We start from the raw sequence: 25,865 nt of genomic DNA on the forward strand, positions 1-25,865 counted from the left end.
CTGTCGCCGTCGGCACCCGCCTTCGGCGTGCCGCGTTCAGGCGGCGGCCGGCAGCCGGTCGGCCGTGTGTCGGACACCTTCGACGGGAGCCGCCGGGGCGGGCAGCAGCGGGGTGCCGAACACCGCCGCCTGCGCCGCCGCGGCCAGCTCGCGGCGGCCAGCCGCACCCGCCGGGACCGGCGCACGGAACTCGACCTCCGCCACCAGCCCGCGGGCGGCGATCACCCGGCGCAGCGAGGCGAGCAGCCCGTCCTCGCCGACGAACGCCGCAACGGTCGCCGTCCGCCCGTCCGCGAGCCGGTAGCGCAGCGCCATCGGCTGGACGGTCGCGCCGGCCCGCACGGCCGCCTCGAACAGCGCCGGCCGGAACCGTCCGCCGCGCCGCCCGCACCAGGTGCTGCCCTCGGGGAAGACCGCCACCCGCTCGCCGCGGCGCAGCGCCGCCGCGATCCCGTCCACGGTGGCCGGCAGCGCGCGCAGCCGGTCCCGGTCCAGGAACAGGGTGCCCGCCCAGGCCGCCAGTGGGCCGAGCAGCGGCCAGGCCCGTACCTCCGTCTTCGCCAGCATCCGGGCCGGCCGGACGGCCGCCACCAGCAGGATGTCCAGCCACGACACGTGGTTGGCCACCACCAGCACGCCGCCGTCCGTCCGCGGGGCCGGGCCCGCCCGCAGCTCCACGCCGAACGCGGTGAGCAGCAGCCGTGCCCAGCGCTGCACCAGCCGCTCGCGCAGCGCCGGCCCGCAGCATCCGCGGACCACCGGTGCCAGCGCCACCCCGGCCAGCAGCAGACCCGCGCAGGCCCCGGCGCGCAGCAGCTGCCGCCCCGGGCCGACCACCGGGTCGGGGGCGGCCACGCAGTCCTCCGGCGTGCAGGGCGCCGTCGGCAGCCAGGCGCTCACAAGGCGGGCCCGGCGGACAGGAAGTGCCGCAGGTAGCGCGGGTCGGTCCGCTCCAGCGACAGCAGCACGTACAGGTCGGCGACGCCGAAGTCCGGGTCGTGCGCGGGCTCGCCGCACACCCAGGCGCCCAGCCGCAGGTAGCCGCGGAGCAGCGGCGGGATCGCGGCGCGGGCCGGCCGGGTGACGCCCTCGTGGTCCCAGGGGCGCAGCGGTGACACCCGGTACTCCTCCGGGGCGAGGTGCTTGGCGAGGACGGCGTCCCGGACGCCAGCGGCCTCCGTGCCGCCGTCCGCCAGCGGGACGGAGCAGCAGCCCGCGACCCAGGTGTTGCCGGTCGTCGTCAGGTAGCGGGCGATGCCGCCCCACATCAGGTTGATGACGGCTCCGCTGCCCCGGTGGTCCGGGTGGATGCAGGAGCGGCCGACCTCCACCAGGCCGTCCCGCAACCCGGCCAGCCGGGACAGGTCGAACTCGGTGTCGGAGTACAGCCGGCCGGCCCGGCGCGCCGCCTCCGGGCGCAGCAGCCGGTAGGTGCCGACCACCTCGTTGGTGCCGTTCTCGCGGACCAGCAGGTGGTCGCAGTGGTCGTCGAAGGCGTCGACGTCCAGGCCGGGCAGCGGGCTGTCCAGGACGGCGCCCATCTCCTCGGCGAACACCCGGTGGCGCAGCCGCTGCGCGGCCCGCACGTCGCCCTCGTCCTGGGCCAGCGCGACGCTGTAGCCGACGGGCACGGGAGCCTGCGGGGTCCGGGCGGCGGCCTGGGGAGCGGCGGCCCGGTCGGGGACGGACGGTGTGAGGACGGGGGCGGTGGTCATCTCGGCTCTCCCTGCTCGTGGACGGGACTGGACGCACTGCGCTCCGGACCGGCCCTTGTCCCGTCACGCTCATGACGGGCGGGTCACCCGTATGTCTCCCGTGGCAGGTCGGCATCGAGGTGGCCGCCCGACAGAGCGCAGATGTGGACCGGCTGAACGCCTGGCGCGGCCCTCGCACCGCCCGCCGCCGGGGCCCCGGGAGCCCGTCCCGACCCGTCCGCCCGGGCCGCACCCCGCTCGCACGGGCGCGCCCCACCGGAACGGGTCGGTCCCAGCGGAACGGGTCGGCCCCGTCGGCCCGGGGCATCCCGACTTGGCGGTGCGGCGTGCTGGCCGCACCCGCCGGGGGTCGGCCACACTGGCCCGATCGGGACGGCCGCCCCCGCGGGCGGGGCCGGCCGTGCCCGCCGTCGACGACGAGGTCGAAGGGTCGATGCTGTGCGTGGAGATCTTCGCCGGCGCAGGGCCGCGCTGGAGGACGAGTGGTCCCGCTGGGTGCCCCACCGGGCGGCCAGGCCGCAGCACGCCGCGGACGGCACCGGGGTGCGCCCCGAGGTCGCGGACTCCTGGCTCCGCTCGCTGACCACCGTCGACCCCGCCCGCACCGCCGCCCCGCCCTCCGACCCCGGCGCGCACGGCCCCGACTGGGCGCACTCCCCGCTCCGCGCCCCGGTCGACGCCGTCGCCGACGAACTCCGGGCCATCGCCGACGACGCGGGCTTCATCGCCGCCGTCACCGACGAGGCCGGCACCATCCTGTGGACCTGCGGCGGCCCGGTCATGCAGCGCAAGGCGGAACGGGTCAACTTCGCGCCCGGCGCCCGCTGGGACGAGCAGGCGATGGGCACCAACGCCCTGTCGCTCGCCCTGAGCACCGGCCGCGCCGCCACCGTCTTCTCCGCCGAGCACCTGGTCTCCGTCCTGCACGGCTGGGTCTGCTACTGCGCGCCGATCCGCCGCCCGGACGGCAGCATCGCCGGCACCCTCGACCTCTCCACCACCTGGGACCGCTCGCACCCGCTCGCGCTGTCCACCGTCCGCACCCTCGCCGCCGCCGTCGGCGCAGCCCTGCCCGCGGCCCCCGGCACCACCGCCCGCCCCGAGGGACTGCGCCTCGCCTGCCTCGGCCGCGAACAGGCCACCCGCGACGGCGTCCCGCTGCACCTGCCGCCGCGCCGCCTGGAGATCCTCACCCTGCTCGCCCTGGAGGCCGACGGATTCACCGCCGAACGGCTGCGCACCGCCGTCTACGGCGACCGGCCGGTCACCGCCACCACCGTCAAGGCCGAGATCTCCCACCTGCGCCGCGACCTCGGCGGCGCCGTCTCCGCCCGCCGCTACCGGCTCACCGCGCCCGTCCAGTGCGACGCGGCCGAAGTGCGCCGCGCCCTCGCCGCGGGCGACACCGCCACCGCCGTACGGCTGTACACCGGGCCGCTGCTGCCGCACTCCGACGCCCCCGCCGTCGTCGAGCACCGCACCTACCTGGAGGTCGCCGTCCGCGCCGCCGTCCTCGCCGCGGCCGACCCCGCGCCAGCCCTGCGGTACGGCGAACTCGCCCGGTACGACGCCGAAGTGCACGAACACGCGCTGCGGCTGCTCGCCCCGGGCGACGGGCGGCGTGCGGTGGCGCTCAGCCGGCTGCACGCCGCCCTGCGCGACTGACGACCGTTCCGACCGGGGTCCGCCGGGCGGTGCCAACCTTTCACCAACCCGAAGGGGTGAGAGTGGCCACCGTCCACGGCGGCCGGTCCTGGGACGACGGCCGTCGGACGCCACCCGTACGCGTCTTCCGACGAGGAGAGCCGCCCATGGTCTACGCCCGGCCCGGAACCGAAGGCAGCATCGTCAGCTTCGCCCCCCGCTACGACAACTTCATCGGCGGCAAGTGGGTCGCCCCGGTGGAGGGCCGCTACTTCGACAACCCCTCGCCGATCACCGGGCAGACGTTCTGCCAGGTCGCCCGCTCCTCGGCGGCCGACGTCGAACTCGCCCTGGACGCCGCGCACAACGCCGCCGAGGCCTGGGGCCGCACCTCCGTCACCGAACGCGCCAACGTCCTCAACCGGATCGCCGACCGGATCGAGCAGAACCTCGAGAAGCTCGCCGTCGCCGAGAGCTGGGAGAACGGCAAGCCCGTCCGGGAGACGCTCGCCGCCGACCTCCCGCTCGCCGTCGACCACTTCCGCTACTTCGCGGGCGTGGTGCGCGCCCAGGAGGGCGGCATCGCCGAGATCGACGCCGACACCGTGGCGTACCACTTCCACGAGCCGCTCGGCGTGGTCGGCCAGATCATCCCGTGGAACTTCCCGATCCTGATGGCCACCTGGAAGCTCGCCCCGGCGCTCGCGGCCGGCAACTGCGTCGTCCTCAAGCCGGCCGAGCAGACCCCGGTCTCCATCCTGCTGGTCGTCGAGCTGATCGCCGACCTGCTGCCGCCCGGCGTCCTCAACGTGGTCAACGGCTTCGGGGTGGAGGCCGGCAAGCCGCTCGCCTCCAGCCCCCGGGTCGCCAAGGTCGCCTTCACCGGCGAGACCACCACCGGCCGCCTGATCATGCAGTACGCCAGCGAGAACATCATCCCGGTCACCCTCGAACTCGGCGGCAAGAGCCCGAACATCTTCCTGCCGGACGTCATGGCCGCCGACGACGAGTACCTGGACAAGGCCGTCGAGGGCTTCGTGATGTTCGCCCTCAACCAGGGCGAGGTGTGCACCTGCCCGTCCCGCGCGCTCGTCCACGCCTCCATCTACGATGAGTTCATCGCCCGCTGCATCGCCCGCACCGAGGCGATCACCGCCGGCGACCCGCTCGACCCCGCGACCATGATCGGCGCCCAGGCCGGCAACGACCAGTACGAGAAGATCCTTTCCTACCTGGACATCGGCCGGCAGGAGGGCGCCGAGGTGCTCACCGGCGGCGGCGCCCGCACCGTCCCCGGCCTGGAGGGCGGTTACTACATCGAGCCGACGATCTTCCGCGGCAGCAACGACATGCGGATCTTCCAGGAGGAGATCTTCGGCCCGGTGGTCTCCGTCGCCACCTACGACACCGTCGAGGAGGCCCTGCACATCGCCAACGACACGCTCTACGGCCTCGGCGCCGGCGTCTGGACCCGCGACGGCAACACCGCCTACCGCCTCGGCCGGGCCATCAAGGCGGGCCGGGTGTGGACCAACTGCTACCACGCCTACCCGGCGCACGCGGCCTTCGGCGGCTACAAGAAGTCCGGCATCGGCCGCGAGACCCACCGGATGATGCTCGACCACTACCAGCAGACCAAGAACCTGCTGGTCAGCTACTCCGGCCAGAAGCTCGGCTTCTTCTGATGAAACCGGCTCCCGCCAGGATCGAACTCACCGGCGCAGCCAAGGAGTTGCTGCGGACACTGGTGGTCGTGCACGGGCCGGTGATGTTCCACCAGTCCGGCGGCTGCTGCGACGGCAGCGCGCCGATGTGCTACCCCCGCGGCGAGTTCCGGGTCGGCGCCTCGGACCTGCTGCTCGGCCGCGTCGCCGAGGACACCCCGTTCTGGATCAGCGCCGACCAGTACGCGTACTGGCGGCACACCCACCTCACCGTGGACGTCGTCCCCGGCCGCGGCAGCGGATTCTCCCTGGAGGCACCCGAAGGCGTCCGCTTCCTGCTCCGCTCCCGCCTCTTCACCGAGACCGAGGCCGAACTCCTCGCCATCCAGGGGCCCGCCCCCGACCGGTGCCGACCACCAGCCCTAGGCGTTCGTCCGACGGCGGATCAGTGCGCGGCATCCAGCCGTGCCCGCTGGTCCGCCGTCAGCTCCAACTCCACGGCCGCCAGGCTCTCGTCCAGCTGCGCCACCGAGGACGCCCCCACCAGCGGGATCACCGGCACCTCGCCGCCGATCAGCCAGGCCAGCACCACCTGGTTCGCCGTCGCACCGGTCTCCGCCGCGACCTCCCGCAGCACCGCCAGCCGCTTCGCCGTCCCCGCGTGGTCGAAACCCTCGCCCAGCGGCTTGTCCGACCGCACGTAACTCCCGCCCAGCAGCGGCGAGTACGCCACCATGGCCAGCCCCGGCTCCGACCGCAGGTAGCTCAGCACCTCGCCGCCCGCCACCCCGACCGAACCGTCCGCGGACCGCAACGTCGGCAGATCGGTGCGGTGCCGCAGATAACTGTGGTGGTACTGCAGCACCTCCCACCCCGGCAGCCCGGCCGCGGCCGCCAGCGCGCGGCCGCGCTCCACCCGCCACACCCAGTGGTTGCTCACCCCGAGCAGGCCGACCGCGCCCTGCGCCGCCAGCGACCCGAACGCCTCGACCGTCTCGGCGAGTTCGGTCCGCGGGTCCTCGATGTGCGCGTACAGCAGGTCGATCCGGTCCGTGCCGAGTCGTTCCATGCTGCGCTCCGCCGACTCCCCGACCGTCTTCGCCGACAGGCCCTCGACGTCCAGGGTGAATCCCCGCGACGGCGCGAGCGGCCGGGCCCCGAGCTTGGTGGCGATCACCACCTCGTCACCGATCCCGCGGCTGCGCCGCCACCGGCCGAGCAGCGCCTCGCTCTCGCCGCCCTGCGAACCCTCCACCCAGAACGCGTAGTTGTTCGAGGTGTCGACGAAGGTGCCGCCCGCTTCGACGAACCGGTCCAGCAGCGCGAAGGACGTCCGCTCGTCCACTGCCGTGCCGAACAGCATCGCGCCCAGGCTCAGCACGCTCACCTCGCGGCGGGTCGACGGGTCGGTGCCGATCGTGCGGTACTCCATCGCTGCTCCTCGGTTCTCGCCTGCCCCTTGCGGGAACGAACGGTTCGGAGTCTGGTGGTTGGAGTGCACGCGAAGTCAAGGCCGGCAGGCGGACGGTGGAGGGAACCCGCAGGTGCGCTACCGTCGTCCGACCCATCGGGCCGGCCGCCACCGCGGCCGCCCGACCCGCACCCGGACGGAAGGCAGGCCCGCAGCCGTGTCCCAGCACCACCCGCACCACGTGCAGCAGCAGAGCGGCCCGCCGCCGCGCCCCGGCCGGGCCTGGTGGTGGCTGCCCGAGCACGAGCGGCGCCGCCGCCGGGAGCAGCGCCGCGCCCGCGAGGAGTGGAAGCGCCGCAACAAGCGGACGAAGGGCGACAACGACTGCTGCGACGCCTGCGACTGCCTCGGTGAGATCGCCGACCCCTGCATGATCGCCCTGATCCCGATCATGTTCGCCTCGGTGTTCAAAGCCGCCGTCGGCCGCGGCCACGGCCAAAGTGCCGCCGACCCGGCCGCCCCCGTCCCCGCAGGGCCGTTCGCCGCCGGCCTCTACGACGCCGTCCGCTTCTACCGCAGCCGGATCAGCCCCACCCGGGAGGCGTGCTGCCCCTACACCCCGTCCTGCTCCACCTATGCCGTCCAGGCCCTGCACCGGCACGGGGCGGTGCGCGGCAGCCGCCTCACCGCGGGCCGCCTCCTGCGCTGCCGCCCGGGCACGCACGGCGGCCACGACCCCGTTCCCGGGCGCTGAGCCCCGCGGACCGGCAGGCCGGTCGGATGGTCACCGTCGACGACGTGCGCCGTCTGGCGCTCTCCCTGCCCCGGACGGAAGAGGCGCTGGTCCGCGACCGGGTCAAGTTCCGGGTCGGGCGGATCGTCTACCTCGCCTTCAACCGCGACGAGTCCGTCCTCGGCTTCGCCTTCCCCAAGGAGGAACGGGCCGCCCTGATCGCCTCCGCCCCGGACACCTTCCTGCCGCCCGACCCGACCGACGAACGCTTCAACCGGTCCAGGTCAGGACGGCGGCCGTCGACACCGACGAGATGCGCGAACTCGTCCTGGATGCCTGGCGCATGGTCGTCCCCCGCCGCCTCGCCGAGGCCCACCTCGGCGGGGGCGGCGGCGGCCGTTGACGTGGATGCCCGGCCCCGGGGCTGTCGTGGGTGTGCGGTACAACTGAGCGCACCATCCCGACCACCCCTTGGAGCGGCATGTCCGACAGCGGCGCGGAGCCCGGCCTGCCTGCGGTGTCCGGCCTGTACGAGCAGGTGGTGACCGACACGCTGGCGGCCCGGCTGACCTCGCTCGGCGAGGCCGGATGGCAGGTGATCGACCGCCCGGTCCCCGAGGGTTCGTCGCCGTTCGTGCTGGCCCGCCACATCGGCTCGGCAGTCGAGCGGGCGCTGCTGGACCTGAGCCCGGCGGATCAGGTCACGACGGCGAACCGCCTCCTGGCCGCCCTGGCCGAGTCCGGTGCCGGCGCCGTCGACCAGGTACTGCCGGGCCCGCGCGAGCTTGTCGCGCTCGCCGACAAGGAGGCCGACGGCGTCTACCGCATGCGGCCGGTGACCCCGCTCTCCGAGACGGCACTGCTCACCAACGCACCGGAGGAGCAGAGCCTCGGCCATGAACTCCGCGCCGAACTCGCCTCGGCCGACCGGGTGGACCTGCTCTGCGCCTTCGTGAAGTGGCACGGACTGCGGGTGATGGAGGAGCCGCTGCGCGAACTGAAGCGCCGGGGCGTCCGCCTGCGGGTCCTCACCACCACCTACCTGGGAGCCACCGAGCGCGCCGCCCTGGACCGCCTGGTCCGCGAGTTCGACGCAGAGGTCAAGGTCAACCACGAGCTGCGCTCCACCAGGCTGCACGCCAAGGCCTGGCTGTTCCGCCGGGCGAGCGGCTTCGACACCGCGTACGTCGGCAGCTCCAACCTGTCCCGGGCGGCCCTGCTCGACGGCCTGGAGTGGAACGTCCGGCTGTCCGGCGTCGCCACACCGGCCGTGCTGCGCAAGTTCGAGGCGACCTTCGACTCCTACTGGTCGAACCCCGAGTTCCGGCCGTACCACCCGGACACCGACGCCGAGGAGCTCGACGAGGCGCTCCGGGCCGCCGGCGGATGGTCCCGCGATGGCTCCACCACGCAGCTCTCGGGGCTCGAAGTCCGGCCCCACCCGCACCAGCAGGCGATGCTGGAGAGCCTGGACGCCGAACGCAAGGCTCGCGGACACCACCGCAACCTGCTGGTCGCCGCCACCGGCACCGGCAAGACCATCACGGCCGCGCTCGACTACCGGAGGCTACGCGCCGAACAAGGTGGCGAGCTGTCGCTGCTCTTCATCGCGCACCGCCAGGAGATACTCCAGCAGTCACAGCGGGCCTACCGCGAGGTCCTGACGGACGCCACCTTCGGTGAGCTCCTGGTCGGCGGCGCCCGACCGCAGCACCAGCGACACCTCTTCGCCAGCGTCCAGTCCCTGCACGCCGGCAGGCTCGCCGAGTTCGCGCCGGACGCCTTCGACGTCATCGTCATCGACGAGTTCCACCACGCCGAGGCCCCCACCTACCGCCGGATCATCGACCACTTCCAGCCCCGGGAACTGCTCGGCCTCACCGCCACCCCCGAGCGTGCCGACGGCAAGCGCGTCCAGGACGAGTTCTTCGAGGGCCGGATCGCTGCCGAACTCCGTCTTTGGCAGGCCCTTGAGGACGACCTGCTCTGCCCCTTCCACTACTTCGGCGTGCACGACAACGCCGACCTGCGGGCCGTCAGCTGGCGGCAAGGCGCCTACGACGTCGCTGAGTTGACCGAGTTGCTGACTGCCGGACACAGCCAGGCCCGGCAGGTCGTCCAGGCCGTCCGTGACAAGGTCGCCGACCCGGGCCGGATGCGGGCACTCGGCTTCTGCGTGTCCGTCCGCCACGCCGAGCACATGGCCGAGGCCTTCCGGCAGGCCGGCCTGCACGCCCTCGCCCTCTCGGCGAACACCCCCACCGAGCAGCGCCGCGAGGCCCTCGACGGGCTCCGCACCGGCCGCATCCAGGCCCTCTTCAGCGTCGACCTGTTCAACGAGGGGCTCGACGTCCCCGACGTGGACACCGTCCTGCTGCTCCGTCCGACCTCCAGCGCCACGATCTTCCTCCAGCAGCTCGGCCGTGGCCTGCGCCGCTCGCCCCAGAAGGCCGTGCTCACCGTGCTGGACTTCATCGGGTACCAGCGCAAGGAGTTCCGCTTCGACGAGCGGTTCCGCGCACTCACCGGCCACACCCGCCGGGGCGTCCAAGAGGCCGTCACCGAGGACTTCCCGCAGCTGCCGTCCGGATGCCAGATCGTGCTCGACCGGGTCGCCAAGGACATCGTCCTCGAGAACATCAAGACCCAGCTCAAGGCCGACGCCAGGCAACTGGCTGCCGAGATCGGCGCCTACGGCGTCCCGACGATCACCGGGTACCTGGCCGAGAGCCGCCGCGACATTGACGACCTCTACCGCGGCAAGAACTCCTGGACCAGCCTGCTCAGGCGCGCCGGCCTCATCACCGAGCCCGCACCCGACGGCGAGGAGATGCTGCTGCGCCGGGTGCCCGCCCTGCTGCACGTCGACGACCCCGCGCGGGTCGCGGCCTACTCCGCGCTGCTGGCGGACGACGCACCCGACTTCGACCACCTGGCCGAGCCGCTCCGGACATACGCGGCGATGCTCTTCTTCTCGCTCTGGCCGGGCGGCGGCTTCCCGACCGCCGCCGAGGGCCTGCGTTCGCTCCACCAACAGCACCGCCTCCGTGCGGAGCTGCGTCAGGTCCTCGCCCACGGCCTGGAGCACGCCACCCACGCCCCCGCGAGGCTCGGCCCCGACCTCGGACCGCTGACGAACCGGCCGCTCGCCGTGCACGCCCACTACAACACCCCGGAGTTGCTGGCCGCGCTCGGCCGGGCCTCGATCGACGGCTTCAAGCCGGCGACGTTCCAGTCCGGCGTGGTGTGGTGCGAGACGTCCCGGACGGACGCCCTGCTGGTCACCATCAACAAGGACGAGAAGAACTTCTCGGCCAGCGTCCGCTACCGAGACTTCGCACTCAACGCCGACCACTTCCACTGGGAATCGCAGAACAGCACCTCGGCGGCCACCCCCACCGGCCAGCGCTACATCGGGCACCGGAAGGCCGGTTCCCACGTGCTCCTCTTCGTCCGCCGCTCCAAGACCGTCGAGGGCCGCACCGCGCCGTACATGCTGCTCGGGCCCGCCGAGTACGTCTCCCACGAGGGCGACCGACCCATGGCCATCACCTGGCGCCTGCACCACCCCCTGCCCTCGGACGTCCACCACTTCACGGCGGTGACCGCGGGCTGAGGCCACCTACGGCTGCGGCGGGAGCCAGCGGGCGGCCCGGGCCCGCTGGTCCGGGCTGGTCCACCAGAGACGGGCCGCCCCGTCCCAGCGGGCCCGGACGTCGCGTTTGGCGTCGTCCTTCTCGGCGAACGGGACGGCGAGGTACAGCCGGCCGTTGAGCTCGGTGCCGGGAGCGGGGGAGTCAGCAGCGGCGACCGGTGGCTGAGCGTTGGTGCCGGGCTCCGGCTGCGGACGGGCGGAGTTGCGACGCTCGGGCCGGGCGCGTTCCATGATGCGGCGGACGCGCTGACAGGCGAGGCTGTCGGTGATCCGCATCATCAGGTCGGTCGGCCCGCTGGTGCAGAGCAGGTTGAGGGAGCCGTGCCAAAGAATCGTCTCGTCGACGATGAGCACCTTCTCGTGCATGCGATCACGCTGCTCGACCTGGCAGCCGGCCCGGCGGAGTTCCTCCACCAGCGGTGCCTTCCGCGGGTCAGCGGTGTGGTCCCTCATGATCACGGTGACCTGGACGCCGCGTGCGGTCAGCTCTGCGAAGGGACCGACCCAGTACCGCACCGGCCCCGGGTCGAGGAAGGCGCAGTAGACCTCGATGGTCTTGGTGGCCTGCCGCATGTCCCACGCCACCGCGCGCTTCACCTCGTCGGCGGGGAAGAACGCGGGACGGCTGAGTTCGTCCTCCGACAGGGTGCCGAGGTCGGCAGCGCTGCGGATGGGCACCAACTGGTCGACGGGTAGGCGCAGAGCCCGCTGTTCGAGGTGGTCGAGCATCCGTACGGCCTCGCTGTGCGGGGCGAGGTGAGCACGGAGGTGCTCGACGTCGGCGATGACGATGAGGTGGTCCTGTGCGCGGCTGAGCGCGACGTTGAGCAGTCGGCACGTCTGCGAGGACAGTCCGGTTCCGGCGTAGAACTGGCCGGGGCTCTTGCCGGCACCGGCCACCGTGTCGATCACGACCAGCGGGCGCTGGCTGCCCTGGAAGCGGTGCACGGTGTCGACCAGACCCTCGTACTCGGTACCGAAGCGGTAGGAGAGGCTGGCATTGATCGCCTTGACCTGGTCGCGGTACGGGGCGATGACGGCCATCCGGTCGGTGGGCCGCTGGCCCTCCGCCGCCTCCGACCAGTTCCGCCCGGGCAGCACGCCGTCGTACTGCAGACCGCGCACCAGCTGGTGAATCACGGCTTCATGGACGGCGTTCGACTTGTGATCCCGTCCGGGAATGCGCCGCGCCGAGGTGTCCACGAGCATGACCGGCGCCTCCAGCAAGGGCGAGGCGGGCAGCCGGGAGCGGTCGGGACGGCCGGTGCGCAGCGGTGCGTCCGGATAGGCCACGGTGTTCACCACGGCGCAGATCTCCGAATGCATCCGGTACTGGGTGTCCAAGCCGACCAGCCGCCGGTCGTCCCGGCGGGCGGACCCGCTGCCCGTGACCAACCCGGCAGCGTGGAAGGCGTCCCGCTCGGCCCAGTGCTGCGAGTGCTGCCGCTGCGGGGCGGTGGCCATGCGGTCCTGGGCCCCCTTGGTGATGGCGGGGAGTTGGCGGAAGTCCCCGGCAACGATGAGTCGTTTGCCCGCCAGCCCGGCCGCGTACCAGGCGGAGGGCAGGTTGACCATGGCTGCCTCATCGATGATGACCACGTCCACCCGGTCGAGCAGTTTGCGGGACTGCACGGCCTTGGTGACGGTCGCTCCCTTGATCCGGCAGCGGCTCCGGACGGTGTCGTCCAGACCGCGACGCTGTCGGTCCAACTCGTCGAGAACGCGCTGCAGGCCGTCCGCCTGTTCGGTCAGTTGCGGGTACGGCGCGACCCCGGCGAGCCTCGGGCTCAATGCGGCGAGCCGGCCGCTGAGGTCACTGATCGAGGCGCCGGCTGAGGCCCGGTCGGATTGGGCTGCGACCTCCTGCTGGCGGGCGCCCGCGAGAGCCTGACCGGTGGTGTACAGCTGGTCGTTCAGGTCGTTGAGCTTGGCCAGCTTCCGGTTGGCGAGGAGCCCGGTCGGCGCCCCGAGTTCGGCGATCCTCACACGCAGCGCGGCGGAGGCGGCTTCCAGAGTCAGCGCTGACATCCCCGCCTGTTGGGCGGTGGCCGATGCCGTGGTGTGTCGGTTCCGGGCATCGGTGAGGTCCTCGGCGAGGCTCCGTGCCTCATCGTGCAGAGCGAGTGCGGCCCGGGCGGCCGCCAACTGCGTCTGTGTCTGGGCGATCTGCTCGTCCAAACGGCTACCGAGCCGGCCGGCAATGCGGACCGGGTCGACCTGGGCGCCGTAGCGCTGCTCCAGACTGGCGACCGAGATCTCACCGGCTCGCTGGACAAGGCCGTCCTCGAAGCCGGGCTCGCGTACGAGCAGTTCACACATGCGTTCCAAGGCCTGGTCGACGGCGACGTTGGTGGGAGCGAGGAACAGCAGGTTGAGACCTTGCCGGAAGCACCCTTCCGCGATGTGGGAGACGACGTCCGTCTTTCCCGTCCCGGGTGGTCCCCAGAGGAAGAGCACCTGGCTGCCGAGCGCCTGCTCGACGGCCGTGCGCTGCTTCGGGTTGAGGGGCAGGTCGTGCCAGCCGGCGACCCACCGATGGGGGTCGGCCACCCGGGTCAGTGCAGGTGCGCCCAGTCCGAGGAGGAACCCGGCCATGCCGAGGTCAACCGGGCTGTCCGTACTGCCCACCGCCTCCAGCCGATCGGCGAGCGCCGACCAGGTGGAGGCGTCGTCCTCCCGGACGACCACCGATGACGGGGAGCTGCCGAGGTCGGTCGGTGTCACGACCCGCACCGTGCCGTCGGGTAGCCGGGAAACCTCCGCCGCGGCCCACGGCTCCCGGGACTGGTCTGGCCGGATGACCAGCGCCTTGCCGTCCAGCGACTCGGGCCAGGACCGGCAGGCGAAGACGTAGTCGTACCGGTCCGAACCTGCACCCATCCGGCGGCCGTTGCTGAGGACCACCTTCTCCGCGCCGTCAGCGGCGTCCCGCCGGCAGGCGGTGATTTCCGCACGTACTGCGGTGAGTAGGTCGTCAACCGGCACCGGACGCTGTTGCCCCACCATCGGCTTCCCCCCAAGACACTGCCACGGTGCATCCCCGCCGTGATCCTATCGTTCGTACCAGGCCGGTGGGGCAGTCGAACTGAAAGGACGTCAGTGTCAGACATCGATGAGGCGATCCATGACTTCCTGGTGGACGCGGCGGCCCTGCGGTCCGGCGGGCGCGTCATCGATCTGGGGTGCGGCAAGGGCCCGACGCTGGCGGCGTTCGCTCGTCGACACCCGCAGGCGCGGCTCATCGGCCTCGATCGGTCGGCCGCGAGCCTCATGGCCGGGAAGGGGCTGCTGTCCGGTCATCAGGGTGGTGTCGCACTCGCGGTAGCGGACTTGGCCGGGCGACTCCCACTCCCCGATCGCTGTGTCGATGCCGCGGTCACCTACAACGTCATGGAGTGTCTCGCTGATCCCGTGGCACTGCTCGGGGAGATCGCTCGTGTGCTGAGGCCGGGCGGCCGGGCGGTGCTGGCCCACGTGGACTTCGACTCCCTGGTGATCGCGGGGGCGGGCCGCGACCTCGACAGGCGGGTCTGCCACGCCTTCACGGACGATCGGCAGCCCTGGATGGACCACGCGGACGGAAGGATCGGGCGGAAGCTTCCCGGGCTGGTGAGCGCCTCGCCGCTGATCCTCGAACGAGCCGTCCCCTGGGTGGTGAGTTCCACCGAGCTGACAGGCCATGCGGCCCGCCGCGTGGAGTCCATCCGCCAAGCGCTGAACAGTGCTGCCGACAAGGGCCGGGGACGGGTGTCACGACCGGAGACCGAGGCCTGGTACCAGGCGCTGCAGCTCGCTGCGGAGCAGGAGCGTTTCTTCCTCGCGGAGACGGCCGTGGTGGTGACGGCTCGGGCCTGACCCAAGCCCGGACCACTCGGCTTCACCACGGAGCGCCTCACCATGCGAAAAGGCGGATCGCGATCCGAAGATCGTGATCCGCCTCTGCTGGTGTCCGAGGGGGGACTTGAACCCCCACGCCCGATAAAGGGCACTAGCACCTCAAGCTAGCGCGTCTGCCATTCCGCCACCCGGACGGGGTGTGTTGCCTCGGGGTTTCCGTTTCCTTCGCCCCCTGGCGACAGAGAGAACATTACCAGGCCGCAGGAGTGCTTCTCACCTGCGTTTCTGTCGCTCGGGGGCGGAGGGCACAGAGCGAATCGGGCATAGGGGTATGGATCGCCTTCAAAGGGGCATCGGCGGTCGTCGATCCGGAGGGGCTCACTCGGGTCGCCGCGCTCCTCCTCCCGGGCGCCGGCACCTCCGGCCCGCGGGCGGGCGGCGGCCGTCGGGCCCACCCGTCGGCATGTGCGGCTGCCCGGCGTCCTCGGCCCCGTGATCGGGCCGGCGGCGCCGGTCGGCCGGCCGGGCGGCCCGCACCCCGCGCCGGGCCGCAGCTGTGCACCGCCCCGTGTTCGGAGGTCCGGCCCGGTCGGCATCGGTGCGGGCCGCCGGCCGGTGCCCGGTGGCCGGTCGGCGGCAGCGGGGGAGCCGTGCGGCGGTGAACCGGCGCCGCCGGCGGGTGCGGGCGGTCCGGTCGCGGGGCGGGGTCGTGCCGGAGCGTACGCGGCGGCCGCCGGGCGCCCCGGCGGATGCCCCGGCGGGCGTGGAGAGCCCGGTGTCCGCCCGTGCTGATCTGGGAAAACCTCCCACGGCGTGACCGATCCGCTGGTACAACGAATCGTGACCGGGCCGAAGTGGTCCGATCGCGTTCGCATGTGGTCTGAACAGTTCACCCGCCGCCAGTTTCCAGTCCCTGGGCCAGTGGCCGACGGGTGCTCTCCTAGCCTCTGTGGACCAAGGGAGCCTTGAGCGGAACGCCCGATTCCCGAGAGGCCGCCGGCCCGCGCCGCCGTGCGTACGGCTCGCGGCAGAGCCTCCCGTCACGATGCGAAGGGTGGCTTGACGTGGAACAGATCAGCGGGGCGGCCTCGAGCACTTCGACGGACCCCGGCTCCCCGGACGGGGCCGCGGCCAGACGGCCGGGCGTCGGCCCGGAACCGGGCGTCTGGCGGTTCGTCGCCGATGCGCAGGAGGCCGCCGTCCCGCAGACCCGCCACGCGGTCCGTGACCGCCTCCTCGCCCAGGGCATGGCCGGCGAGCGCTACCAGGAGCTGATCGACGACCTGCTGCTGATCGTCTCCGAGCTGGTGAGCAACGCGGTGACGCACGCCGCCGTCGTCTCGCCCCGCCTCAGCACCGAGCTCGCCATCGGCGAGGGCTGGGTGCGCATCGCGGTGGAGGACCTCCACCCGTACCGGCCGAAGGCGCTGGAGAGCGACCTGGGCAACCTCGGCGGCCGCGGCCTGCTCCTGGTGAAGAGCGTGACCCTGCAGGCGGGCGGCACCTGCGACGTGGAGCGGACCGAGGGCGGTGGCAAGGTCATCTGGGCCTCGCTGCCGCTGCCGGCCCCGCGCGCGGGGGATCCGGACGGCCACCTCTGGTGACGTGCGGCAGGCCCGGAGCGGTGGAGACCGTCCGAGCCCGCTGCGGGAGGACTACCAGCCGCGTCCGGTGATCTCCCGGATGCCCGGCCGCGCGGCCTCGAAGACCGTCCGGAACCAGGCGGAGAACGGCTTCTCCGCCTCCAGCTCCTTCAGCTCCTCCTCGGTGACGAAGCGGGTCTCGGCGATCTCGTCCGGGTCCGGCGCGAGGTCGGCGGTGACCAGGCCGACGAAGAGGTGGTTCCACTCGCGCTCGATCAGGCCGGAGGCCTCGTCCGGCAGGTCGTAGCGGACGGTGCCGGCCTCGCAGAGCAGGGCGGGGGCGGTGCCGAGCTCCTCCGCCGTGCGGCGGGCGGCCGCGACGAAGGGCTGCTCGCCCGGGTAGGGGTGGCCGCAGCAGGTGTTGGACCACACGCCGGGGGAGTGGTACTTGCCGAGGGCGCGGCGCTGGAGCAGCAGCCGTCCCTGCTGGTCGAAGAGGAAGACCGAGAACGCGCGGTGCAGCCGGCCCGGCTGCTGGTGGGCGGAGAGCTTCTCCGCGGTGCCGATGGTGAAGCCGTCGTCGTCGACCAGTTCCAGCAGGATCTCGGTGGCGGGCTGCGCGGCACCGCCGGCGCCCGCACCGGGGCCTCTGTCGAGATCCGTGTCGATCTCCGGGAGGAGGTGCGTCCGGCTGGTCGACGAGATGTCGGACATGGGGTCCCCTTCGCAAGTGGCGTCGGGCCCCAAGTCTGCCGCATGCTCCGGGGTCCGACGGCCGCGACGCACGTGGGGCCCGGGAAGGGGCGAATGACCGGACGACGTGTTCGCACCCTGACCGAATTCGTTGCGCCGCCTTCACCTTGTGTCCGTTCGAAGGTCGTGCGTACGCCCGATGTTCCGCCCCTCCACGGCTTGAATGCCGGGCTCACCGTCCGGAATGATGACCCGCACGACCGGGCGGTCGAACCGGCCGCCGACCGTGGTGCCACGCCGCCCGCCCGCACTACCGGGTGCCCGCGCGCGGCGCCCCGTGGGGCCGGGGATGCCCCGTTTCGGGGGCAAACGGGCCGTCCGGTAGCCTCAACCGGTGCGCCGGGCCCGCAGGGCAGCGCCGCCACCACACCCCGTCCCACCGCTCGCCGTTGCGGCCGGAACCCCGTCCGTACCGTCGAACGTTCGCACCGTCAGGGAGTGAGTCCCGCTGTCCACTGTGATCGTGACCGGCTCCGAGCCGTCGGCCGTCCCGGGAGCCGGCGACCCGCTCCCGTTCAGCAGCACCGGTGGGTACGGGACGGTCGCCACCGCCACCGTGACCACGGTGCCCATCCCGGCCCAGGCCGACCGCAGCCCCGACCGCGCCGCCCAGGCCGACCCGGCCGCCGGCCGCACCGCCGTCACCGCCCCCGGTCCGCTCGCCGCCGACCTCGCGGCGATCGGCTTCGGCCGGATCCTGCACGCCCGGGACGCCGTTGAACTCGCCGACCTGCTCGCGGCCGCCGACCCGGCCGAGCGGATCGCCGTCATAGACGCCGGCTTCGTCGGCCACCGGCACGCCCTGCGCCTGGCCCTCACCGACCCCCGCTTCCCGGCCGGCGCCGTCCCCGGCGCCGTCGCGGTCAACGGCAGCGCCGCCCGCGAGGCCCTGGTCACCGCCGCCCACGGCCTCACCGGCCACGAGCCGAACCTCCCGGACGCCCTGGCCGGCGCCGTCCAGCGCGGCGGCATCCCCGTCCAGCGCCCGGAACTCGGCACCCTGGTCGCGACCGTCCCCGCCACCGCCGACGAGCTGGCCGCCGCCCGCGCCGCCGTCGCCGAGGTCGACGAGGAGGCGGTGCGGCTGCGCCGCGCGGTGAAGGCCCGCGACGGCTTCTTCACCACCTACTGCGTCAGCCCGTACTCGCGCTACATCGCCCGCTGGTGCGCCCGCCGCGGCCTCACCCCGAACCAGGTCACCACGGCCTCGCTGGTCACCGCGCTCGCCGCGGCCGCCAGCGCCGCCACCGCGACCCGGCCCGGGTTCGTCGCCGCCGGCCTGCTGCTGATCCTCTCCTTCGTGCTGGACTGCACCGACGGGCAGCTCGCCCGCTACTCCCTGCAGTACTCGACGGTCGGCGCCTGGCTGGACGCCACCTTCGACCGGGCCAAGGAGTACTCCTTCTACGCGGGCCTCGCGATCGCGGCCACCCGCACCGGCGACCACGTGTGGGCGCTCGCCCTGGCCGCGATGGTGCTGATGACCTTCCGGCACAGCGTCGACTTCGCCTTCATGGCCGCCGACCAGGAGACCGCCCGCAACCCCGCCACCGCCGGCAGCAAGGCGCAGGCGGCGAACTCCAGCCCCACCGCCCAGCTCTCCAACCGGCTCGACCGGGTCGGCTGGACGGTCTGGGCCCGCCGCATCGTCGTGCTGCCGATCGGCGAGCGCTGGGCCCTGATAGCCCTGCTCACCGCCGTCACCACCCCCCGCACCACGCTCACCGTGCTGCTGATCGGCTGCGCCCTGGCCTGCTGCTACACCACCGCGGGCCGGGTGCTGCGCTCGATCAACCGGCGCCGTCCGCGCGCCGACCAGGCCGCCCGCGAGGTCGCCGTCCTCGCCGACGGCGGACCGCTCGCCGAGCTGCTCGCCCCGCTGCTGCGCCCCGTCGCCCGCCGGCTGCCGGGCCTCGCCGTCCCGGTGGTCGCCGCGCTCGCCTCGGCCGGCCTGCCCGTCGCCGTCCACCTGCTCGGCGGCACCTGGGCCTCGGTCGGCGCCGCCGCCGGCTACGTGCTGCTCAGCTCGCTCGTCCTGGCCAGGAAGCTCAACGGCGCCCTGGACTGGCTGGCCCCCGCGTTCTTCCGCGCCGGCGAGTACCTGACCGTCCTCGCGCTCGCGCTGCGCCTGGACACCGCCGCCCTCCCGGCCGCGTTCGGGCTGGTCGCGGCCGTCGCCTACCATCACTACGACACGGTGTACCGCCTCCGCGGCGGCACCGGCGCGCCGGCCCGCTGGCTGGTTCGCGCGACCGGCGGCCAGGAGGGGCGGGCCCTGCTCGTCACCCTCTTCGCCGCTCTCGTGTACGGCGGCGCCCCCACCGGGGCGGTCGGGCACGAGGGGCCCGGAGCTGCCGCCCTGCAGGGCGGTCTGGTGGCCCTGGCCGCCGTCCTGGCCCTGGTCGTCGTCGCCGAGTCCATCCACTTCTGGGTGTTCGGCGACGCCACGGCAGAACACGACGAATCAGGAGACACCGCATGATCGGCCTCGTCCTGGCCGCCGGCGCAGGCCGCCGGCTCCGCCCGTACACCGACACCCTGCCCAAGGCGCTGGTGCCGGTCGACGGGGACCGGACCGTCCTGGACCTCACCCTCGGCAACTTCGCCGAGGTGGGGCTGCGCGAGGCCGCCGTCGTGGTCGGCTACCGCAAGGAGGCCGTGTACGACCGCAAGGACGCGCTGGAGCAGAAGTACGGCGTCAAGCTCACCCTGGTCGAGAACGACAAGGCCGAGGAGTGGAACAACGCCTACTCCCTGTGGTGCGCCCGCGAGCTGTTCGGCGAGGGCCTGCTGCTCGCCAACGGCGACACCGTGCACCCGGCGTCCGTCCAGCGCACCATGCTCGACGGCAACGACCGGATGGCCAAGGAGGGCGGCGCCCCCGGCATCCTGCTCGCCCTGGACACCGTGAAGAAGCTCGCCGACGAGGAGATGAAGGTCGTCGTCGACCCCGCCCTCGGCATGCGCCGCATCACCAAGCTGATGGACCCGGCCGAGGCGACCGGCGAGTACATCGGCGTCACGATCATCAACCCGTCCGCCAAGGACGCCCTCGCAGACGCCCTGCAGGCCACCTTCGAGCGCGACCCGCAGCTCTACTACGAGGACGGCTACCAGGAGATGGTGAACCGCGGCCTGCGGATCGACGTGCAGCCGATCGGCGAGGTCTCCTGGGTCGAGGTCGACAACCACGACGACCTGGCCCGCGCGCGGGAGATCGCGTGCCAGTACTGACCCGGCTGCTGCCCTCGCCGGTCTTCGTGGAGATCCGCGCGGGCGCCCTCGACGCGCTCGGCGGGATCCTCGCGGACCAGCGGCTGTCCGCCTCCGGGCGGATAGCGGTGGCGATCAGCAACGGCTCCGGCGCGGTGCTCCGGGAGCGGCTCGAACCGCTGCTCCCGGGCGCCGCCTGGTTCGAGGTCGCCGACGGCACCCTCGACGCGGCCGTCCGGCTCGCCGACGAGATGCGCGGCGGCCACTTCGACGCGCTGGTCGGCCTCGGCGGCGGCAAGATCATCGACGCGGCCAAGTACGCCGCGGCCCGGGTCGGCCTGCCGCTCGTCGCGGTGGCCACCAACCTCGCGCACGACGGCATCTGCTCACCGGTCTCGACCCTCGACAACGACGCCGGGCGCGGCTCCTACGGCGTGCCCAGCCCGATCGGGATCGTCGTCGACCTCGACGTCATCCGCAGGGCGCCGCAGCGCTTCGTCGCGGCCGGCATCGGCGACGTCATCTCCAACATCTCGGCCTGCGCCGACTGGGAGCTGTCGAACCGGGTCACCGGCGAGCCGGTCGACGGCCTGGCCGTCGCGATGGCCCGCTCGGCCGGCGAGAACCTGCTGCGCCACCCCGGCGGCCTGGAGGACGAGGACCTCCTGCTGGCCCTCGCGGAAGCCCTGGTACTGTCCGGCATCGCGATGAACATCGCGGGCAGCACCCGGCCCTCGTCGGGCGCCTGCCACGAGATCTCGCACGCCCTGGACGTGCTGTACCCCAAGCGGTCCGCCCAGCACGGCGAGCAGGTCGGCCTCGGCGCCGCCTTCGCCAGCCACCTGCGGGGCGAGCACGAGCTGACCGGTCTGATCGTGGAGCGCCTGGCGAGCCACGGACTGCCGGTGACCGCGGACCGGATCGGCTTCACCGAGGCGGAGTTCACCGAGGCGGTGCACTACGCCCCGAACACCCGCCCGGGCCGCTTCACCATCCTGGAACACCTCGACCTCTCCCCATCGGACATCAGGGACGCGTACGCCGACTATGTCAAAGCAGTCCACCGCTGACTCCCCCTCGGCCGCCCCGGTCGACCTGACCCGCCGCCCCTCCGTCGAGGAGCTGCGGGCCGTCATCCACCCCGAGGGGATGCTGCAGCGCCGCAGCGCCGAGCACTGGGCCGGCCGGCTCTACATGCGGAAGATCTCGCTGCGGATCACCCGCGTCCTCAGCACCGTCACGGTGATCACGCCCAACGGGCTGACCTACCTGATGATGTTCACCGGCATCCTGGCCGGCGCCGCCCTGGTGATCCCGGGCATCACCGGCGCCGTCCTGGGCGCCCTGCTGATCCAGGTCTACCTGCTGCTCGACTGCGTGGACGGCGAGGTCGCCCGCTGGCGCCGGCAGACCTCGCTGACCGGTGTCTACCTGGACCGGGTCGGCCACTACATGTCCGAGGCCGCGCTGCTCACCGGCCTCGGCCTGCGGGCCGCCGACCTGTTCCACCAGGACGGCACCGCCACCGCCTGGCAGTGGGCCTTCCTCGGCACCCTCGCCGCGCTCGGCGCGATCCTGATCAAGTCGGAGACCGACCTGGTCGACGTGGCCCGCGCCCGCAGCGGCATGACCGCCGTCGAGGACAGCGCCTCGGTGCCGCGTTCCTCCGGCGTCGCCAAGGCCCGCCGGGCCGCCTCGCTGCTGAAGTTCCACCGCCTGATCGGCGCGGTCGAGGCCTCGCTGTTCATCCTCGCCGCGGGCATCGCGGACCAGGTGCACGGCGGCATCTTCTTCACCCGCCTGGCCGTGGTGGTGCTCGCCGCGATCGCCATGCTGCAGACCGTGCTGCACCTGCTGAGCATCGTCCTGTCGAGCAGGCTGCGATGAGCGACGCCCTGCGGCTCGGAGCCGTCATCATCACCCAGGGCAACCGCCCGGCGGAGCTGAACGCCCTGATCGAGTCCGTCCGGGCCCAGGACGGCCCGCCGGTCGAGCTGGCCGTGGTCGCCAACGGCGCCCCGCTGCCGCCGCTGCCCGCGGACGTCCGCACCGCCGAGTCGCCGGAGAACCTCGGGATCCCCGGCGGCCGCAACGTCGGCATCGAGCTGTTCGGCCCGGACGGCCGGGACGTCGACGTGGTGCTCTTCCTCGACGACGACGGCCTGCTGCCCAACCGCGACTCCGCGGAGCTGCTGCGCCGGGCCTTCGCGGAGGACCCGCGGCTCGGCATCGTCTCCTTCCGGATCGCGGACCCGGACACCGGCGTCACCCAGCGCCGGCACGTCCCCCGGCTGCGCGCCAGCGACCCGCTGCGCTCCTCCCGGGTGACGACCTTCCTGGGCGGCGCCAGCGCCGTCCGCACGGCGGTCTTCCCCCAGGCCGGACAGCTCCCCGGCGAGTTCTTCTACGCGCACGAGGAGACCGACCTGGCCTGGCGCGCGCAGGACGCCGGCTGGGCCATCGACTACCGGGCCGACGTGGTGCTGCACCATCCCGCCACTTCGCCGGCCCGGCACGCCTCGTACTTCCACAACGTGGCCCGCAACCGGGTGTGGCTGGCCCGGCGGAACCTTCCGGTCCCGCTGGTGCCTCTCTACTTGGGAACCTGGTTCCTGCTCACCCTGGCCCGCCGCCCGTCCGGTGACGCGCTCAAGGCCTGGCTGGGCGGATTCCGGGCCGGCTGGGCGGAACCCTGCGGTCCGCGACGGCCGATGCGATGGCGTACTGTATGGCGACTGACCCGCCTGGGCCGACCGCCGATCATCTGATCGCTGCCACCGGCAAGCCCCCCTGCCGGTCGAATCAAACTCCGTGATCAAGGACGAATGTGTCGACATTGAGTGACCCGCTCAGCCTCTCGGCCCCGAGGGGCGCCGACGCGGGCCTGACCCCCCAGCAGCTCGTGGCCAAGTACGGCCTGACGGTGAGCGGGGCGCGGCCACCGCTGCCCAAGTACGTGCAGCAGCTGTGGTCCCGGCGCCACTTCATCATGTCCTTCGCGACCGCCCGGCTGGTCGCGCAGTACAGCACGGCGAAGCTCGGCCAGGTCTGGCAGGTCGTGACCCCGCTGCTGAACTGCGTGGTCTACTTCCTGGTCTTCGGCCTGATCCTCTCGGGCAGCAAGTCGATCGGCAACTACGTTCCGTGGCTGTGCATCGGCGTCTTCATCTTCCAGTTCATCCAGACCGCGGTGCAGAGCGGAACCCGCTCGATCTCCGACAGCCTGGGCCTGATCCGGGCGCTGCACTTCCCCCGTGCGTGCCTGCCGATCGCCTTCACCATCATCCAGCTGCAGCAGCTGCTGATCTCGATGGTGGTGCTGATCGGCATCGTGCTGGCCAGCGGGATCGCACCCGGTCTGAGCTGGCTGCTGGTGATCCCCGCGATCGCCCTGCTGTGCCTGTTCAACACCGGCATCGCGTTGGCGATGGCCCGGGTCGGCGCCAAGACCACCGACATGGCGCAGCTGATGCCGTTCATCCTGCGCACCTGGATGTACCTCTCGGGCGTGTTCTACAGCATCGAGAACAACATCAAGAGCTGGCCGCACTGGATCCAGCTGGCCGCCGACGTGAACCCGGCCGCCGTCTACATGGACCTGGTCCGGTTCGCGTTCGACCCGAGCATCGACAACCGTCACTCGCTGCCGCCGCACGTCTGGGCCGTGGCGGTCGCCTGGGCGCTGGTCGCCTTCGTGCTCGGTTTCGTGTTCTTCTGGAAGGCGGAGGAGGAGTACGGCCGTGGCTGACACCGCAACGACCAACGTTCAGGAGGCGGCTCCGGTGGACGCCCAGCACGCCCGCGTGCCCACCGTCGTCGTGGACGACGTCCACATCGTCTACAAGGTGCACGGCGCCGGCTCCGGCCGCGGCAGCGCCACTTCGGCGCTGAGCCGGATCATCTCGCGCAAGCGCTCGCCCGCCATCCGCGAGGTGCACGCCGTCCGCGGCGTCAGCTTCGTGGCGTACAAGGGCGAGGCGATCGGCCTGATCGGCTCCAACGGCTCCGGCAAGTCGACCATGCTGGCCGCCATCGCGGGCCTGCTGCCGACCGAGGCGGGCGGCATCTACACCAACGGGCAGCCCTCGCTGCTCGGTGTGAACGCCGCGCTGATGAACGACCTGACCGGCGACCGCAACGTGGTGCTGGGCTGCCTGGCGATGGGCATGTCCCCCGCCGAGGTGCGGTCCCGCTACCAGGACATCGTCGACTTCTCGGGCATCAACGAGAAGGGCGACTTCATCACCCTGCCGATGCGCACCTACTCGTCCGGCATGGCGGCCCGCCTGCGGTTCTCCATCGCCGCGGCGAAGACGCACGACGTGCTGCTGATCGACGAGGCGCTGGCCACCGGTGACCAGAAGTTCCAGAAGCGCTCCGAGGCCCGCATCCGCGAGCTGCGCAAGGAGGCCGGCACGGTCTTCCTGGTGAGCCACAACAACAACGCGATCCGCGACACCTGCGAGCGCACCATCTGGATCGAGAAGGGCGAGCTCGTCATGGACGGGCCGACCGACGTCGTGGTGAAGGCGTACGAGCGCGGCGAGCGCCCCTGAGGGGTCCGCGGCGATCTCGCCGAGGCCGGTGCCGGGACTCTCCCGGCACCGGCCTCGGCGTGATCGGACGCGGTGCCCGGTACGCGTGTCCGAAGGGGACCGCCGGGCGGAGCGGTGTAGAACGGGGGAGTGACGGCAGTGGTGGCTTCGGCCAAATCAGACAATCAGACAGACGGCGCCACGTTGCAGAAGGCGGACCTGGAGAACTTCCCGGTCGCGCCGTCCTTCCTGCCCGCCGCCTGGCGCACCGACCTGATGGCGGTCTACGGCTTCGCCCGGCTGGTCGACGACGCCGGCGACGGCGACCTCGCCGAGCCGGAGCGGGTGGCCGCGCTGCTGGACGTCCCGGTCGTGGCCGACCGCACCGCCTTCCGGCTCGGCCTGCTGGACGGCCTGGAGCGCGACCTCGACCGCGCCTTCGAGACCGCCCTCGGCCAGGGCGGCGAGCCGCCCCGCCACCCGCTGATGAAGGCGCTCGTCCCGCTCGCCGACCGTCACCCCGTCACCCCCGAGCCCTTCCGCCGCCTGATCGAGGCCAACCGCGTCGACCAGACCACCACCCGCTACGCCACCTACCGCGACCTGATCGGCTACTGCACCCTCTCCGCCGACCCGGTCGGCCGGCTGGTGCTCGCCCTCGCCGGCGTCGCCACCCCCGAGCGGATCGTCCTCTCCGACGCGATCTGCAGCGGCCTGCAGGTCGTCGAGCACATCCAGGACGTCGCCGAGGACCTCGGCCGCGGCCGGATCTACCTGCCCGCCGACTCCCTCGAACGGTTCGGCGTCACCGAGGACGACCTCGCCGCGCCGACCGCGGGTCCGCGGGTGCGCGAGCTGATCGCCTTCGAGGCCGAGCGGGCCCGGACCCTGCTCGACCGCGGCGCACCGCTGGTGGGTACGGTTCACGGGAGGCTACGGCTGCTGCTCGCGGGATTCACCGCGGGCGGGTACGCGGCCCTGGCGGCCGTCGAGGCCGCCGGGTACGACGTGCTCGCCCAGCAGCCCAAGCCGGACAAGCGCCGCCTGGCACTGCGGGCGGCGGCACTCTTCGCGAAGGGAAGGTGAACGCCCGAGTGGCGGCATCCCCATTGGCGTCGGCGC

General features: G+C 72.9%; 19 protein-coding genes, 1 tRNA gene and 1 pseudogene. 15 read left to right on the forward strand and 6 right to left on the reverse strand.

Annotation, left to right across the window (positions count from 1 at the left end; all coding sequences use genetic code 11):
- Nucleotides 1-36: 36 nt before the first annotated feature.
- Both AB0442_RS28750 and AB0442_RS28755 read right to left on the reverse strand, forming a co-directional pair.
- Nucleotides 37-855 carry a lysophospholipid acyltransferase family protein gene (locus AB0442_RS28750; protein ID WP_366166428.1) on the reverse strand — a complete coding sequence of 273 codons (819 nt, stop codon included), beginning with the start codon at nucleotides 853-855 and terminating at the stop codon, nucleotides 37-39.
- A 41-nt stretch (nucleotides 856-896) separates the two neighbouring features.
- Nucleotides 897-1,715: a GNAT family N-acyltransferase gene (locus AB0442_RS28755; protein ID WP_366166430.1), complete on the reverse strand. Its 819-nt coding sequence runs from the start codon at nucleotides 1,713-1,715 to the stop codon at nucleotides 897-899.
- Between the two features lie 438 nt (nucleotides 1,716-2,153).
- On the opposite strand from AB0442_RS28755, the gene AB0442_RS28760 reads away from it, so the two are divergent.
- The 3 genes and pseudogenes from AB0442_RS28760 to AB0442_RS28770 all read left to right on the forward strand — a co-directional run.
- Nucleotides 2,154-3,380 (forward strand): GAF domain-containing protein, encoded by a 1,227-nt coding sequence (locus AB0442_RS28760; RefSeq protein ID WP_366166432.1) that lies wholly within the window; start codon nucleotides 2,154-2,156, stop codon nucleotides 3,378-3,380.
- Nucleotides 3,381-3,526: 146 nt separating this feature from the next.
- Nucleotides 3,527-5,044, forward strand: coding sequence for an aldehyde dehydrogenase (gene adh / locus AB0442_RS28765; protein ID WP_366166434.1), 1,518 nt, complete (start codon nucleotides 3,527-3,529; stop codon nucleotides 5,042-5,044).
- A pseudogene (locus AB0442_RS28770) lies at nucleotides 5,044-5,385 on the forward strand (DUF779 domain-containing protein); the annotation flags it as partial. The gene adh and the pseudogene AB0442_RS28770, both read left to right, overlap by 1 nt.
- Before the next feature lie 83 nt (nucleotides 5,386-5,468).
- Here the strand turns inward: AB0442_RS28770 and AB0442_RS28775 are convergent.
- Complete coding sequence (locus tag AB0442_RS28775) at nucleotides 5,469-6,455, reverse strand: aldo/keto reductase (protein ID WP_366166436.1); 987 nt, start codon at nucleotides 6,453-6,455, stop codon at nucleotides 5,469-5,471.
- A gap of 196 nt (nucleotides 6,456-6,651) precedes the next feature.
- Here AB0442_RS28775 and yidD point away from each other — a divergent pair, with 196 nt between their 5' ends.
- Complete coding sequence (yidD, locus tag AB0442_RS28780; RefSeq protein ID WP_366166438.1) at nucleotides 6,652-7,188, forward strand: membrane protein insertion efficiency factor YidD; 537 nt, start codon at nucleotides 6,652-6,654, stop codon at nucleotides 7,186-7,188.
- A 460-nt stretch (nucleotides 7,189-7,648) separates the two neighbouring features.
- Entirely contained in the window at nucleotides 7,649-10,783 is a 3,135-nt protein-coding gene (locus AB0442_RS28785; RefSeq protein ID WP_366166440.1) for a DUF3427 domain-containing protein, read from the forward strand.
- A 6-nt stretch (nucleotides 10,784-10,789) separates the two neighbouring features.
- On the opposite strand, the gene AB0442_RS28790 is transcribed toward AB0442_RS28785, so the two are convergent.
- Nucleotides 10,790-13,726 carry an AAA domain-containing protein gene (locus tag AB0442_RS28790; RefSeq protein WP_366166442.1) on the reverse strand — a complete coding sequence of 979 codons (2,937 nt, stop codon included), beginning with the start codon at nucleotides 13,724-13,726 and terminating at the stop codon, nucleotides 10,790-10,792.
- Between the two features lie 195 nt (nucleotides 13,727-13,921).
- Between AB0442_RS28790 and AB0442_RS28795 the strand changes: the two genes are divergently transcribed.
- Nucleotides 13,922-14,677 carry a methyltransferase domain-containing protein gene (locus AB0442_RS28795; protein ID WP_366166444.1) on the forward strand — a complete coding sequence of 252 codons (756 nt, stop codon included), beginning with the start codon at nucleotides 13,922-13,924 and terminating at the stop codon, nucleotides 14,675-14,677.
- A gap of 88 nt (nucleotides 14,678-14,765) precedes the next feature.
- Here the strand turns inward: AB0442_RS28795 and AB0442_RS28800 are convergent.
- Nucleotides 14,766-14,853: transfer RNA gene (locus AB0442_RS28800), tRNA-Leu, on the reverse strand.
- A gap of 870 nt (nucleotides 14,854-15,723) precedes the next feature.
- Here AB0442_RS28800 and AB0442_RS28805 point away from each other — a divergent pair.
- On the forward strand, nucleotides 15,724-16,263 hold the full coding sequence (locus tag AB0442_RS28805) for an ATP-binding protein (RefSeq protein ID WP_366166446.1): 540 nt from the start codon (nucleotides 15,724-15,726) through the stop codon (nucleotides 16,261-16,263).
- Nucleotides 16,264-16,314: 51 nt separating this feature from the next.
- On the opposite strand, the gene idi is transcribed toward AB0442_RS28805, so the two are convergent.
- A complete protein-coding gene (gene idi / locus AB0442_RS28810; protein ID WP_366166448.1) occupies nucleotides 16,315-16,956 on the reverse strand; it encodes an isopentenyl-diphosphate Delta-isomerase in 642 nt (213 codons plus the stop codon).
- Nucleotides 16,957-17,692: 736 nt separating this feature from the next.
- Here idi and AB0442_RS28815 point away from each other — a divergent pair.
- The 8 genes from AB0442_RS28815 to hpnC all read left to right on the forward strand — a co-directional run bounded on the left by AB0442_RS28815 (nucleotide 17,693) and on the right by hpnC (nucleotide 25,829).
- Entirely contained in the window at nucleotides 17,693-19,477 is a 1,785-nt protein-coding gene (locus AB0442_RS28815; RefSeq protein ID WP_366166471.1) for a DUF5941 domain-containing protein, read from the forward strand.
- The gene (locus tag AB0442_RS28820) at nucleotides 19,474-20,229 is read left to right on the forward strand and encodes a phosphocholine cytidylyltransferase family protein (RefSeq protein WP_363549797.1); all 756 of its coding nucleotides are present in this window, start codon (nucleotides 19,474-19,476) and stop codon (nucleotides 20,227-20,229) included. Before AB0442_RS28815 ends, AB0442_RS28820 begins: the two co-directional genes overlap by 4 nt.
- Nucleotides 20,217-21,278 (forward strand): iron-containing alcohol dehydrogenase family protein, encoded by a 1,062-nt coding sequence (locus AB0442_RS28825; RefSeq protein ID WP_366166450.1) that lies wholly within the window; start codon nucleotides 20,217-20,219, stop codon nucleotides 21,276-21,278. Before AB0442_RS28820 ends, AB0442_RS28825 begins: the two co-directional genes overlap by 13 nt.
- 79 nt (nucleotides 21,279-21,357) lie before the next feature.
- A complete protein-coding gene (locus tag AB0442_RS28830) occupies nucleotides 21,358-22,095 on the forward strand; it encodes a CDP-alcohol phosphatidyltransferase family protein (RefSeq protein WP_344621880.1) in 738 nt (245 codons plus the stop codon).
- Nucleotides 22,092-22,976 (forward strand): glycosyltransferase, encoded by an 885-nt coding sequence (locus tag AB0442_RS28835; RefSeq protein WP_366166452.1) that lies wholly within the window; start codon nucleotides 22,092-22,094, stop codon nucleotides 22,974-22,976. Before AB0442_RS28830 ends, AB0442_RS28835 begins: the two co-directional genes overlap by 4 nt.
- 59 nt (nucleotides 22,977-23,035) lie before the next feature.
- Entirely contained in the window at nucleotides 23,036-23,956 is a 921-nt protein-coding gene (locus AB0442_RS28840; RefSeq protein WP_366166454.1) for an ABC transporter permease, read from the forward strand.
- A complete protein-coding gene (locus AB0442_RS28845; protein ID WP_344621813.1) occupies nucleotides 23,949-24,764 on the forward strand; it encodes an ABC transporter ATP-binding protein in 816 nt (271 codons plus the stop codon). The genes AB0442_RS28840 and AB0442_RS28845 overlap by 8 nt, the downstream gene beginning before the upstream one ends.
- A gap of 141 nt (nucleotides 24,765-24,905) precedes the next feature.
- Nucleotides 24,906-25,829 carry a squalene synthase HpnC gene (gene hpnC, locus AB0442_RS28850; RefSeq protein ID WP_366166473.1) on the forward strand — a complete coding sequence of 308 codons (924 nt, stop codon included), beginning with the start codon at nucleotides 24,906-24,908 and terminating at the stop codon, nucleotides 25,827-25,829.
- Nucleotides 25,830-25,865 lie beyond the last annotated feature (36 nt).

Source organism: Kitasatospora sp. NPDC085895, assembly GCF_040702125.1.
Lineage (GTDB): Bacteria > Actinomycetota > Actinomycetes > Streptomycetales > Streptomycetaceae > Kitasatospora > Kitasatospora arboriphila.